The organism is Herbidospora sp. NBRC 101105 (assembly GCF_030269205.1).
GTDB lineage: Bacteria > Actinomycetota > Actinomycetes > Streptosporangiales > Streptosporangiaceae > Herbidospora > Herbidospora solisilvae.
In genome coordinates, this window is the sequence record NZ_BSSX01000002.1 from 297,805 (window position 1) to 310,279 (window position 12,475).

At 71.8% G+C, this 12,475-nt stretch carries 11 protein-coding genes; 4 read left to right on the forward strand and 7 right to left on the reverse strand.

All coding sequences use genetic code 11. The annotated features are described in order from the left end of the window. Nucleotide 1 precedes the first annotated feature (1 nt). Nucleotides 2-1,681, forward strand: a complete 1,680-nt coding sequence (polX, locus tag QSK34_RS10290; RefSeq protein ID WP_285582569.1) for a DNA polymerase/3'-5' exonuclease PolX — start codon at nucleotides 2-4, stop codon at nucleotides 1,679-1,681. A gap of 92 nt (nucleotides 1,682-1,773) precedes the next feature. Here polX and QSK34_RS10295 read toward each other — a convergent pair whose 3' ends face one another. Further along, nucleotides 1,774-2,580 carry an MOSC domain-containing protein gene (locus tag QSK34_RS10295; RefSeq protein WP_285582572.1) on the reverse strand — a complete coding sequence of 269 codons (807 nt, stop codon included), beginning with the start codon at nucleotides 2,578-2,580 and terminating at the stop codon, nucleotides 1,774-1,776. Further along, the gene (locus QSK34_RS10300; protein ID WP_285582574.1) at nucleotides 2,577-3,449 is read right to left on the reverse strand and encodes an alpha/beta fold hydrolase; all 873 of its coding nucleotides are present in this window, start codon (nucleotides 3,447-3,449) and stop codon (nucleotides 2,577-2,579) included. The genes QSK34_RS10295 and QSK34_RS10300 overlap by 4 nt, the downstream gene beginning before the upstream one ends. Nucleotides 3,450-3,538: 89 nt before the next feature. On the opposite strand from QSK34_RS10300, the gene QSK34_RS10305 reads away from it, so the two are divergent. The 3 genes from QSK34_RS10305 to QSK34_RS10315 all read left to right on the forward strand — a co-directional run bounded on the left by QSK34_RS10305 (nucleotide 3,539) and on the right by QSK34_RS10315 (nucleotide 6,799). Next, the gene (locus QSK34_RS10305; protein WP_285582576.1) at nucleotides 3,539-4,063 is read left to right on the forward strand and encodes a CGNR zinc finger domain-containing protein; all 525 of its coding nucleotides are present in this window, start codon (nucleotides 3,539-3,541) and stop codon (nucleotides 4,061-4,063) included. A gap of 52 nt (nucleotides 4,064-4,115) precedes the next feature. Further along, nucleotides 4,116-5,162, forward strand: a complete 1,047-nt coding sequence (locus QSK34_RS10310) for a molybdopterin-dependent oxidoreductase (RefSeq protein ID WP_285582578.1) — start codon at nucleotides 4,116-4,118, stop codon at nucleotides 5,160-5,162. Between the two features lie 206 nt (nucleotides 5,163-5,368). Then, nucleotides 5,369-6,799 (forward strand): WS/DGAT/MGAT family O-acyltransferase, encoded by a 1,431-nt coding sequence (locus QSK34_RS10315; RefSeq protein ID WP_285582580.1) that lies wholly within the window; start codon nucleotides 5,369-5,371, stop codon nucleotides 6,797-6,799. Nucleotides 6,800-6,802: 3 nt separating this feature from the next. Here the strand turns inward: QSK34_RS10315 and QSK34_RS10320 are convergent, their stop codons facing one another. From QSK34_RS10320 to QSK34_RS10340, 5 genes are all read right to left on the reverse strand, one after another. Beyond that, on the reverse strand, nucleotides 6,803-9,076 hold the full coding sequence (locus QSK34_RS10320) for an ABC transporter permease (protein ID WP_285582582.1): 2,274 nt from the start codon (nucleotides 9,074-9,076) through the stop codon (nucleotides 6,803-6,805). A gap of 41 nt (nucleotides 9,077-9,117) precedes the next feature. Continuing rightward, nucleotides 9,118-9,684 carry a DUF998 domain-containing protein gene (locus QSK34_RS10325; RefSeq protein ID WP_285582584.1) on the reverse strand — a complete coding sequence of 189 codons (567 nt, stop codon included), beginning with the start codon at nucleotides 9,682-9,684 and terminating at the stop codon, nucleotides 9,118-9,120. Between the two features lie 81 nt (nucleotides 9,685-9,765). Continuing rightward, on the reverse strand, nucleotides 9,766-10,308 hold the full coding sequence (locus tag QSK34_RS10330; RefSeq protein WP_285582586.1) for a TetR/AcrR family transcriptional regulator: 543 nt from the start codon (nucleotides 10,306-10,308) through the stop codon (nucleotides 9,766-9,768). Nucleotides 10,309-10,433: 125 nt separating this feature from the next. Then, nucleotides 10,434-12,044 (reverse strand): monocarboxylic acid transporter, encoded by a 1,611-nt coding sequence (locus QSK34_RS10335; protein WP_285582588.1) that lies wholly within the window; start codon nucleotides 12,042-12,044, stop codon nucleotides 10,434-10,436. After that, nucleotides 12,045-12,374, reverse strand: a complete 330-nt coding sequence (locus tag QSK34_RS10340; RefSeq protein ID WP_030454132.1) for a DUF485 domain-containing protein — start codon at nucleotides 12,372-12,374, stop codon at nucleotides 12,045-12,047. Nucleotides 12,375-12,475: the final 101 nt, after the last annotated feature.

Below are 12,475 nucleotides of genomic sequence, written 5' to 3' on the forward strand. Positions count from 1 at the left end.
CATGGCACGGGCGAATGACGAGGCCGCTGCGGCCCTGGAAGAGTACGCCGAACTGTTCGCGCTGAACGGCGGCGACGCCTTCCGGGTGCGCAGCTACCAGAAGGCGGCCAAGTCGATCGCCGGCTACCCCGACGACCTGCGCGAGATCCCGGTCCGCCAGATCCCGGGCGTCGGCGAGGCGATCGCGAAGAAGATGGAGGAGTTCCTCGAACGGGGGAGCTTCCGCCAGCTCGACGACCTGCGGTCGAAGGTGCCCGACGGCGTGCGCCGGCTGACGAGGATCCCGACCCTCGGGCCGAAGAAGGCGCTGTTCCTGTTCCAGGAGCTCGGCATCGACTCCCCCGACGCGCTGGCCGCCGCGATCGGCGCGGGGCGGCTCAAGGGGCTGAAGGGCTTCGGGCCGAAGACCGAGGAGAACATCCTCAAGGGCATCGCGCAGATGGCCGAGACCCGCGTCCACCTGGGCGTCGCGGCCGAGCTGGCCGACCGGGTCATCGCCTCGCTCGACGCCGACCAGATCACCTTCGCCGGGTCGCTCCGCAGGATGCGCGACACCGTCGGCGACATCGACATCCTGGCCGTGGGCTCGCCCGAGCTGATGGAGCGGTTCGCCGGGCAGCCCTATGTCACCGAGGTCATCGCCCGCGGCGAGAAGAAGACGTCGGTCCGCACCGACCGGGGGCTCCAGGTTGACCTTCGGCTGGTCCCGGAGGAGTCGTGGGGGGCCGCGCTCATCTACTTCACCGGGTCGAAGGAGCACAACGTCCACCTTCGCGAGATGTGTGTGAAGAAGGGGTGGAAGCTCTCCGAATACGGGCTCTTCGACGCCGACGACAACGTCATCGCCGCCGCGACCGAGGAGGACATCTACGCCGCGCTCGGGATGGAGTGGATCCCCCCGACGCTGCGTGAGGACGGCGGCGAGATCCAGGCGGCGCTCAAGCACGAGCTGCCCCGGCTGGTCACGCTCGACGACCTGAAGGGCGACCTGCACACCCACACCGACCTGACCGACGGCATCGCCACGCTGGAGGACATGGTGGCCGCCGCCGCCAAGCGCGGCTACGCCTACTACGCCGTCACCGACCACGCCCCCGACCTGGTCATGCAGCGCATGACGCTGGAGAAGGCCCTGGCGCAGCGGGCCCGGCTCGACGAGCTCCAGAAGAGCTACCCCGGCATGCGGCTGCTGCACGGCAGCGAGCTCAACATCGGGCCCGACGGGAGCGTCGACTGGCCCGAGGAGATCCTCGCGGGCTTCGACGTGTGCGTGGCCAGCGTCCACTCCCACTTCAACCAGTCACGCGACGAGATGACCCGCCGGTTCATCGCCGCCTGCGAGAACCCCCAGGTCGACATCATCGGCCACCCGACCACCCGGAAGATCGGCAGGCGTCCGGGCGTCGACGCCGACTGGGACGCGATCTTCCGCGCCGCCGCCCGCACCGGCACCGCGCTGGAGATCGACGCCTACCCCGACCGCGCCGACCTGCCCTCCGACCTCGTCCGCCTGGCCCGCCACCACGGCGTCAAGTTCTCCATCGACAGCGACTCCCACGCCATCCCCCACCTCGACAACCAGAAGTTCGGCGTCGGCATCGCCCAGCGCGGCTGGCTGACCCCCGACGACGTGATCAACACCTGGCCGATCGAGAAACTGCTGCGCTTCCTGGGCCGCTGAAAAAGCCTTCCTCCGTTACGGCTCCCGCCCGGCCGGCGCCGACCACCGCCCCCGGCCGGGCGCCGCATCCGGCGCCCCGCACCGGCTCCCGGCTACTCGCCGTCACGACTCAGCCACACAACCCGATCACCGACCGTGACACCGCCGGGCCGGACGACCTCGGCGTAGGCCCCCAGGCAGGGATATCCCCCGACGTGGTTGTCGCGCAGCAGGGTCCTGACGGTGTCGGTCCGGCGCGGCAGGTCCCCGTGGGCGAGCGTCGGGACCGCACAGCGCGGGGTGGGGCCGAGGATCCGCAGCACCACCGGACCGACGGTGAGCTCGCGGCCGGTCCAGTCGTTCTCGGCGTAGGGCGTCGCATCGGGCAGGTCGAGGACCAGGTTCGGCCGGTAGCGCACCATCTCGGCCCGGGCCTGGGCGAGGGTGGCGGTCGTCACCAGGTGGATCGCGGCGTAGTCGACGAAATTGCGGCCCGGCGTGCCCTGGCCGATCTGGAGGTGGATGTACGGCACGTCCGCGTCGACCCCGGCGTCCATGACCGCTTCGGGGTCCGGCCGGACCACCGTCGCCTGCTCCGGCCGGGTGGTCAGCAGGCGGACCTCGCGGCCCAGCGCCCGTGAGACGGCGTCGTCGGCGTGGTCGGCCCGCACCGTCCGGCCGCCCGGGAGCCGGATCAGGGTCGTCCCGTCGTCCCATCGGGCGGCGAAGCCGAGCAGGTCCCGCCACAACCGGGGATGCTTGGCGCTGGCCACCATCCCGGTCGCCACGTCCAGCAGCGCGGCCACCCGGTCGCCCTCGACGCCCTGCTCGGTCACGGCCGCCGCTTCGACGTCCTCCCCGAGCATCGACTTGACCGGGTAGCGCCGCAGCGCCACCACCGATCCCGTGTCCGGGCTCATGCCGTCGGGAGGTGCTTGGCGAGGAACGCGCGGATCAGGGCCGCGACCTCGTCTCCGGCGCTCTCCAGCAGGAAGTGGCCGCCGTCGAACAGGTGGATCTCCGCGTGCGGGCTGTCGCGGGCGAAGGCGCGGGCCCCGTTTGGGCCGAAGAAGGGGTCGTGCCTGCCCCACGCCGCCAGCACCGGCACCCGCCTGGCCCGCAGCCATTCGTGCAGCGCCGGGTAGAGCGGCGGGTTCGTGGCGTAGTCGAGGAACAGCTGCAGCTGGATCTCCGCGTTCCCGGGTCGTGAGATGAAGGCGTGGTCGAGGTGCCAGGTGTCCGGGCTGAGCACGCTCTCGTCCTCGACGCCGGTCACGTACTGGCTTCGGATCGCCTCCAGCGTGAAGGCCTCGCGCAGCGCCGCCTCGTTCTCCGGGCTCTGGTCCCGCTGGTAGTCCCACACGCCCTGCCAGCCCGCGGGGACGAAACCCTCGTCATAGCCGTTCCCGTTCTGGCTGATCACCGCGACGACCGCCTTGGGGTCGCTGAGCGCCAGCCGCCAGCCGATCGGCGCGCCGTAGTCCTGGACGCCGATCGCGTAGCGGGTCACGCCCAACTGGCCGAGCAGCCCGGCGGTGAGGCCGGCCAGCGCGTCGAAGCCGTAGCCGAACTCGGCGACCGACGGCGCGTCCGACAGTCCGAACCCGAGGTGGTCGGGGGCGATGACCCGATATCCCTCCAGCGCGGGGATCAGGTTGCGGAACATGAACGAGCTGGTCGGGAAGCCGTGCAGCAGCACGACCGTCGGCTGGCCCGCCGACCCGGCCTCGCGGTAGAAGAGACGGTGCCCGTCGACCGTCGCATACCGGTGGTGCACCCTCACGCTCATTGATCTAACCACCTTTCATCATTAAGGACGGTTAGATCGTAGGCATGCGACGTGTAACCTTGTCAACAGGCGAATGGAGGTTAGACCGAATGAAGGCGGCGGAACCCGACGAGGCGCTCCTCCTGGCCCTGCTGAACACCACCCCGACCGTCGGCGGAGAGGTGGACGACCGGCTCGCCGACCCGGCGGCGGCCCGCGCCTGGATCGTCGAGCACGCCGGCGACCGGCACGCCGACGAAGACCTCACGCTCCTGCGCTCGACCCGCGACACGCTGCAGGCGCTGGTCCACGGCCAGGCGGCCCCGGCGGCGCTCGCCCCGGCGCTCGACGGCGTCGCCTACCGGCCGGTCATCGGCGACACCGGCATCGAATGGCGGCTCTCTACCCCTCGCGAGCACACCCTGGCCGCCCGGGCCGCCCTCGCCTGGGACACCCTCCGGCGCACCGCCCCCGGCCGGGTCCGCCCGTGCGAGAACGCGGACGAGTGCACGCTCTTCCTCATCGACCACTCCAAGAGCAACAGCGCCCGATGGTGCTCGATGGCCGGTTGCGGCAACCGCATGAAGGCGCGCCGCCACTACGAACGCCGCAAGAACACCCGGACCGGCGGCTGACAGATTTGCCGCTTTCCTGGTAGGAAATACCTACAAGGGAAAGGGGTTCCTCATGGACCGGACGGCTCTGTGCACCCTGGGCGACATCCCGCCTCTCTCCGCCCACCGCGGCCCCATCGTCAAACCACTCCCCGCCGACCTGTTCACCACCCGCGGCTCCAGCGCCGAGACCCGCTGGGAGGCCATGGCCGGCCAGGGCTACCACACCCCCAACGACCGCTTCTTCGTCGGCAACCACACCACCACCCCCTTCGTCGACGCCCACTCCTGGCGGCTGCGCCTGCACGGCGACGGCCTCGCGGGGCCCCGCCTGCTCACCTACGCCGACCTGCGCCGGCTGCCCGCCCGCACGATGGACGTCGCCATCGAGTGCGCCCACAACGGCCGGTCACTGTTCGGCCCCCGGGACGACGGGTGGGGGCTGGGCGGCATCGGGGTGGCCCGCTGGCGCGGCGCGCCGCTCCGGAGTGTGCTCGCGCTCGCCGGGATCCGGCCCGAGGCGGTCGACGTGCTGGCCACCGGCCTCGACGACCCGGTCGAGGGGCGGGGGCACGTCCGGCACGTGGTCCCGCTCGCGAAGGCCCTCGACGACGTGCTGGTCGCGTACGAGATGAACGGCGTCACCCTCCCGCCCGACCACGGCTATCCGGCCCGGCTGGTGGTGCCGGGGTGGGTGGGGATCGCGTCGGTCAAGTGGCTCGGGGACGTCGAGGTGTCGACGCGGCCCCTGGACAACCCGTTCGGCACGGGCGTCACCACGCCGTCGGTGAAGAGCGCCTTCGAGCTGCCGCGACCCGCCCGGATTCCGTTCGGGCGGCGGCACGTCCTGCGCGGGCGCTCGTGGTCGGGCGCGGGCGCGATCGCGAAGATCGAGGTCAGCACCGACGGCGGCCGGTCGTGGCGGAAGGCCTTCCACCGCAGGGGAACCCGCGCCTGGACCCCGTGGCACCTGGAGTGGTGTCCGAGGGAGAAGGGCCCCGGCGTGCTGCTCGCCAGGGCGGTAGATCACAATGGGTACAGGCAGCCGGAATTCACTGCGTACGACAAGATGGGGTATTTGTTCGACGCCATCGTGGCGCACCCGGTGATCGTCGAGTAGCCAAGTGTTACCTTTGCGGAAGGTTCGCTGGTTTTCGCGCAGCTCGGGGGGGTTCGCGAGGGGCTGGCCGCCTATGGGGGAAGTACGGGGAGACGATTCCGCGCTGCCAGAATCGCTCCTTGGAGACGTCTTGGTAACGCCCCGGTAACCGCTCCTCAGGAGGATGGGGGCGGAACCCGGCGGAGAACGACAGGGGGAGGTTGCCCATGGGCCAGCTCACGGCACTCGACGCGCAGTTCCTCAGCACGGAGTCCGACACGACGGTCACCCACGTCGCCGGTGTGGCCGTCCTCGACGGCAGCGTCACCCGCGACCGCCTGGTCGCGCTGCTGCGCGACCGGGTCCATCTCGCGCCGCCGCTGCGGATGCGGCTCGCCGACGTGCCCTTCGGGCTCGACCGGCCCTACTGGACCGAAGACGACGACTTCGACGTCGCCGACCACGTGCACGAGTCGACGCTGCGCCACGAAGACGAACTCGCCGTCCACGTGGCCCGCCTGCACGCCCGCAAGCTCGACCGGAGCCGCCCGCTCTGGGAGATGCACCTGATCCACGGCCTGGGCGAGGGCCGCGTCGCCGTCTACACCAAGGTCCACCACGCCGCCATCGACGGCGTGTCGGGCTCGGAGATCCTCGGCGCCTTCCTCGACCTCACGCCCGAGCAGCGGCAGGTCGAGCCGCCCTCGGCCGACACGCCGCGCGCCAAGGCGCCCAACCCGGCCGAGATGCTCGCCGAGGCGTTCGGCCGGCTGCTGACCCAGCCCGGCGACACGGTGCGGTCGCTGACCCGCGCGGTCGGCGACCTCGACGCCATGCCGGTCTCCGGCGGCCTGCCCGGCGCCCACCGCCTGGCCAGCGCCGCCCGCCGCCTGCTCGGCGAGAAGCCGCTGCCGCCGCTGCCCTCGCTGGCCGCGCCGCGCACCCCGTTCAACGGCCCGATCACCCGCATGCGCACCTTCGCCTACGGGTCGATCGCGCTCAGCGACGTCAAGCACGTCGGCCGGACGTTCGGCATGAGCGTCAACGACGTCGTGATGACGGTCGTGTCGGGCGCGCTGCGGTCGTGGCTGGAGGAGCACGCCGCCCTGCCGGGCCAGCCGCTGGTGGCGGCGGTCCCGGTGGCGGTGCGCACCACCAAGGGGCACGAGACCATCGGCAACCAGATCTCCGCGATGATCACCCCGCTGGCCACCGACGTGGCCGACCCCGAGGAGCGCCTGTCGGCGGTCAGGGGCCTGATGGCCACCGCCAAGCGCCGCTTCGCGGTGTCGCGCACGAACTGGCTGAACGACCTGTGCTCGGTCCTGCCCGCCCCGATCGCCACCTTCGCGACGCCCCACCTGTTCCGGCTGGCCGGGAAGGTGACGCCCGGGGTCAACCTGATCGTGTCGAACGTGCCGGGCCCGCAGCTGCCGCTCTATCTGTGCGGGGCCCGGCTGCTGGCCTACTACCCGATGTCGGTGCTGAGCGACGTGACGGGCGGGTTGTCCATCACGTGCCTGTCCTACGACGGCAGCCTCGACTTCGGCGTCGTCGCGTGCCCGGCCAGAGTGCCGGACGTATGGCGGATCATGGACCATCTGCGCGAGGCGATGGCCGAGCTCGTCAAGCTCGCCGACGCCACCGACCCCGAATAGGACCTACTCCCCGCGCAGCACGTCGCCCGGCCGCGACCGGGCCACGCGGCGGGCGGGCCCGGCCGCGAGCACGCCACCGGCCAGCAGCGCGACCGGCACGGCGAGCCCGAGGGCCAGCGGGGCGAGCGGCGACACGTACAACAGCGGGGTGAGCCCGGCAACGGCCCGCCAGGCGGCGCGTCCCGCCGCCACCCCGAGCGGCACGCCCACCAGGAGACCGACGGCGGCGAGCGTGCCGACCTGGGCGAACACCATCGCGGCGCTCTGGCGCGGCGTCATGCCGATCGCGCGCAGGACGGCGACCGTGTGGCGGCGGCGGCCGGCCGCGGTGCCGAGCGCGTGGCCGACGGCGCCGACGGCGAGCAGCCCGAGGAACCCGGCGAGGACCGGCGGCAGGGCCTGCACGTTGCGGAGCCGGTCGAGGGCCCCGGGCTCCATCGGCGGCAGAGTCCCCGCGCCGAGCCGGGCCGACACCTCGGCCGGGTCGGCGCCGGGGCGCAGCGCGAGCAGGGTCTCGCGGAACTTGAAGTAGCCGTTGGGGAACAGCCGGGCGTACCCGTCACCGCTCAGCCAGGCGCCGTCGGCGTAGCCGTTGTGCGGGTTCTCCGGGACGAACACGATCCCGGTCACCGTCAGGTCGGCCGCGGCGTAGGCCCTGACGGTCAGCGTGTCCCCCACGCCGGCGCCGATCGTGCGGGCCGAGTCGGGGGCCAGCGCGATCTCCCCCGGCCCGCTGGGCGGGCGGCCCTCGATCGCGACGAGGGGAAGCGACCCGGGGCGGGTGAAGACGGTGACCGGGGTGGAGCCGACGGTGACGACGCCGACCGTGGTCTCGGTCGCCGAGGCCACCGCGGGGTCGGCCGCCCACGCGCGGACCGAATCGGCCGGGATGACCTCGTCGCCGTCGAAGCCGGTCATGGCCCACAGCTGGAACGTCTGGCCGAACCGGGAGGGCGCGACGACGGCGTCGGCCGCCCCGGCCTGGAAGGTGAGCGCGGCCAGCACCCCGGCCGTGCCGGCCACGACCCCGGCGAGCACGGGGCGTACGGAGGCCGGCCGCCGTCCCGTGCCCGGTTCGAGGGCCAGCCGCACCCCCATGACGGCCGGGATCGGCAGGCCCATCCGATGGGCGGCCGCCGCCACGGCCGACCTGCGCGCCACGGCGGCGTCCCGCCCGGGTGACGGCCACGCGGCGAGGGCGGCGGTCACGGTCAGGACGGCCACCACGACGCCCGCGACCCCGGCGAGGACCGGCAGGTCGGCGTACACGCCGGGGGCCGGCTCCGCCGACGCCGCCGAGCCGATCGGGAAGAGGGGCGAGGCGGCGACCGCGAGCCCGGCGCCCAGCAGCGCACCTGCCACCACCGAAGAGGCGGGCCCGCAGACGGCGGCGGCCAGCGCCTGCCGGGGCCGCATGCCCAGGGTGCGCAGGACCCGCAGGTCGCCGGCCGACCCGGCGGCCTGGCGGGCCACCGCCTGGCCGAGGAGCGCGAGCCCGGTCACCAGCGCGGCCAGGGCGAGGGCGGCCAGGATGACCGCCTCGAACTCGTTCGCCTGGTCGACCTTGCCCAGGAGCCGGGTGAGGTCGCGGATCTCGATGTCGTTGCGGCCGGTCAGCGCGGCGAACGCACGCTGGAACTCCGGGATCGATGCGGGTCCGCCGCTCAGCCGGACGATCGCGTTGTGGATGGCGTCCCCGGTCGTCCCTTCCAGGTCGGCGCGGTGGCGCTCGGCGAACGCCCGCGTCGTGGTGAACGCCGGGACCATCACGGCGAACGGGTAGCGGACCACCCCGACGATCGTGACCGGGTGCCGCGCCCGCGCCGATCCGGCGACCACCACGTCACCGACCCGCAGGCCGTTGGCCGTGAGGAAGTCGGTCGTCACGACGGCCTCGTCGGCCCGGTCCTCGTCGGCGGCCCGGCCTGCCACGACCACGGCCCGCTCGACGGTGTGCAGAAGATCGCCGCCGGGCGCGACGTACTGGATGCCCGGATCGGGCAGCCCCTCGAACCGGATGTCACTGATCAGGTACGTCGCCACGGCGGCGACCCCCGGCAGCCGCCGGACGGCGTCCCAGTCGAACCCCGGCTGGTTGGGCTGGACGAGCACGGTCGCCGGCAGCGTGACGGCGCTGAGCCGGTCGACGGCCGAGGCCCCACGGCGGGCGCCCGCGGCGGCGGCCGTCACCGCGGCCGAGCCCACCGCGACCAGCAGGGCGAGCGCCACCAGCGGGCGCAGGCGACGCCGCGCGTCCAGCCGGATCCACGTCCACATGGGGTCATCGCACCCCGCCGGCGGATCGGGCCGCCATGGGGTTAGCCCTCCGGCCGGAGTCTCCGCAGGCAGATCGCCGTGAACCAGGCGGAGATCACGATGACTCCGGCGGTGAAGAGGAGGAGGCTCCAGCCCGCGCCGCCGGCCGCGGCCATCGCGCCGAAACTCGCGAAGAAGAAGACACCGCACAACGCCGAGGCGAGGGACCAGCCCCGGTCGCCCGCGTGCCGGTGGCGCCGGGCCAGGACCAGAGCCGCGACGGTGATGGCGGTGAAGCCGACGGCGCCGCAGACGAAGTGGAGCATGCCGGACGGGCTCACCTCGCCGCCCACCGGGTCGATCGTGAAGATGCCGGCGCCCATCAGGCTCAGGCCGTACAGGCAGAAGAGGGTTCTGACCAGACCGGTGAACGCCGTCGCGCCCGCGATGACGGCCAGGCCGGAGAGTTCGAGGGTGGTGACGTGGATCCAGCCGAGGTCGCCCAGGGACAGGGCGCTCCACGGGTGCGTCAGGGCGTCGAAGCCGTCGCGGAGGGCGATCTCGAGCAGGGAGACGACGACGTAGAGGGGGCCGGCGAGAGCGCCGAGGAACGGCATGAGTCGGTTCATGCCTACTCCTCGAACGGGGACGACGATTTTCTACCGCCGCCCCGGAGAATTCCCGGTGATGCCCGACGGACGGCTGTGGGTTCAGCCGAACAGCGCCGTCGCGATCAGGTCGGCCACCACGTCGGCGTCGATCGTGTGCCCCGTCAGGTGGGCGATGCTCTCCTGGTAGAGCAGCACCGCCGCGAACGTGGCCGCCGCCGCCTCCAGCCGTGCCGCGTCTCCCCGCCCGCCCGGCAGTGCCAGTTCGAGGGCGAACCGGGCCCGCCGGATGAGCTCGCTGTTCAGCCCGTGAATACGGTCTTTGACCGATCGGTGGGTGTCGGCCTCGCGGAAGAGGATGCGCCGCATGGAGGGCGACGCGGTGAGCGGCAGACGCCGGGCCAGTGTGGAGAGCGCATGCGCCGGATCCCCGGGTTCGGGGTCCTCCTCGGTCACGAGGGTGCGTTCGTCGACCAGGGACACCAGCACGTCGATCTTGCGGGGGAAGTAGTGGAAGACGAGTCCTTTGGGCACCCCGGCGACCGCGGCGATCCGTGCGGTCGGGGTGGCGTCGTAGCCGCCGCCCGCGAACAGTTCCTCGGCGGCGTCGAGGATCCGGCTGCGCGCGTCCGATGGGCTGTCCACGCGCCGACCTTAACCGCTGTCCGTACCGCCCCGACATGCCGGAAAAGGGACACCAGCCTTCCAAGCGAGAAGCCCCCGGGGGCGGGTCCCGGGGGCTTCTCTCTGGAGGGGTTACTGGGTGGCGATCAGTGGGTGGACGCCTTCTCGGCGCCGACGCCGGTGAGGGAGCGGACCTCCATCTCGGCGTACTTCGACTCGTTGTACTCCTTGCTCATCCGCGTGGCGATGTAGCCGCACAGGAAGCCGATCGGGATCGAGAACAGGCCCGGGTTCTCCATCGGGAACCAGTGGAAGTCCATGTCCTTGATCAGCGAGGTCGGGCGGCCCGACACGACCGGCGAGAAGATCACCAGGACCAGGGCGGAGACGAGACCGCCGTAGATCGAGGCGACCGCGCCGGCGGTGTTGAACCTCTTCCAGAACAGGCTGTAGAGGATCGCGGGCAGGTTGCCCGAGGCCGCGATGGCGAAGGCGAGGGCGACCAGGAACGCGACGTTCTGCGCCTGGGCCAGGATGCCGAGCCCGATCGCGACCGCGCCGATGACGAAGGCCGAGACGCGGGCGACCAGGATCTCCTGCTTCTCCGTGACGTTGCCGCGCTTGAAGACGTGCGCGTAGAGGTCGTGGGCGAAGCTGGAGGAGCTGGCGAGGGTCAGACCGGCGACGACCGCGAGGATCGTGGCGAAGGCGACGGCGGCGATGACGGCCAGCAGGATCGTGCCGCCGATGTCGCCGAAGATGGCCTCGCCGATCGCCAGCGCGAGTTGTGGCGCCGCCGTGTTGCCCGCCGCGTTCTCCGCCCGGATCGCCTCGCTGCCGACCATGGCCGCCGCGCCGAAGCCCAGGACCAGGGTGAGCAGGTAGAAGGTGCCGATGATGCCGATGCCCCACAGGACCGACTTGCGAGCGTCCTTGGCGGTGGGCACGGTGTAGAAGCGGATCAGGATGTGCGGCAGACCGGCGGTACCGAGAACCAGGGCAAGGCCCAAGCTGATCAGGTCGAACTTGCCCCAGATGCCCTGGGCGTCGGTACCGTAACGGAGGCCCGGCTCGGTGAAGGCCGCGCCCTTGCCGCTCTGCGCGGCGGCCTCGCCGATCAGGCCCGACACGTTGAAGCCGTACTTGCCGAGGACCAGCAGCGTCACCAGGGTCGCGCCGCCCATCAGCAGCACGGCCTTGACGATCTGGACCCAGGTGGTGCCCTTCATGCCGCCGACGACGACGTACACGATCATCAGGATGCCGACCCCGACGATGGTGAGCGCCTTGCCCGAGTCGGAGGTGATGCCGAGCAGCAGGCCCACCAGCGCGCCCGCGCCGACCATCTGGGCGAGCAGATAGAAGATCGAGACCACGATCGTCGAGACGCCGGCCGCCGTGCGGACCGGGCGCGGGCTCATCCGGAAGGCGAGCACGTCGGCCATCGTGTACTTGCCGGAGTTCCGCATCAGCTCGGCGACCAGCAGCAGCGCGACCAGCCACGCCACCAGGAAGCCGATGGAGTAGAGGAAGCCGTCGTAGCCGTAGAGGGCGATGAGGCCCGCGATGCCGAGGAACGAGGCGGCCGACATGTAGTCGCCGCCGATGGCCAGGCCGTTCTGCGCCGCGCTGAAGGCGCGCCCGCCCGCGTAGTAGTCGGCGGCGGTCTTGTTCTGCCGGCTGGCCCAGAAGGTGATCGCCAGCGTCCCGACGACGAACAGCAGGAACAGGACGGTGGCGAGTGTCGTGTGGCTCATTTACCTGTCCGCCTTCTCGATCTCACCGCGCAGCTCGTCGGCCAGGGGGTCGAGCTTGGCCGCCGAATGGCGCGAGTAGGCCCACGAAATGTAGAAGGTGGACACGAACTGGAGCAGTCCGAAGATCAACGCGACGTTGATGTTGCCCAGCACCTTGATGGCCATGAAGTCGCGCGCGAACGCCGACAACACGACGTACAGGAGGTACCAGACCAAGAAGGCGACCGTCATCGGGAACGCCCACGAGCGGTAGCGGCGGCGCAGCTCCTGGAACCGGTCCGTCGCCCTTATCTGCTCATATACCGAGGAGTCATGTTGCTCCGTCGTCACGAGACCTCCCACGCTGTGATCTGGATCACCCACACGGTAGGAGTGGACGCTACCCCTGGAGGAGATACGGAGACCCGTCCTTCGCCGAGCAGACGGGCAAA

What these genes read in the sequence shown, in the direction of transcription:
- QSK34_RS10300 (WP_285582574.1), bottom strand. Translation starts at nt 3,449, where the DNA reads ATGAGCGTGAGGGTGCACCACCGGTATGCGACGGTCGACGGGCACCGT.
- QSK34_RS10335 (WP_285582588.1), bottom strand. Translation starts at nt 12,044, where the DNA reads ATGAGCCACACGACACTCGCCACCGTCCTGTTCCTGCTGTTCGTCGTC.
- QSK34_RS10315 (WP_285582580.1), top strand. Translation starts at nt 5,369, where the DNA reads ATGGGCCAGCTCACGGCACTCGACGCGCAGTTCCTCAGCACGGAGTCC.
- QSK34_RS10325 (WP_285582584.1), bottom strand. Translation starts at nt 9,684, where the DNA reads ATGAACCGACTCATGCCGTTCCTCGGCGCTCTCGCCGGCCCCCTCTAC.
- QSK34_RS10295 (WP_285582572.1), bottom strand. Translation starts at nt 2,580, where the DNA reads ATGAGCCCGGACACGGGATCGGTGGTGGCGCTGCGGCGCTACCCGGTC.
- QSK34_RS10310 (WP_285582578.1), top strand. Translation starts at nt 4,116, where the DNA reads ATGGACCGGACGGCTCTGTGCACCCTGGGCGACATCCCGCCTCTCTCC.
- QSK34_RS10305 (WP_285582576.1), top strand. Translation starts at nt 3,539, where the DNA reads ATGAAGGCGGCGGAACCCGACGAGGCGCTCCTCCTGGCCCTGCTGAAC.
- polX (WP_285582569.1), top strand. Translation starts at nt 2, where the DNA reads ATGGCACGGGCGAATGACGAGGCCGCTGCGGCCCTGGAAGAGTACGCC.
- QSK34_RS10320 (WP_285582582.1), bottom strand. Translation starts at nt 9,076, where the DNA reads ATGTGGACGTGGATCCGGCTGGACGCGCGGCGTCGCCTGCGCCCGCTG.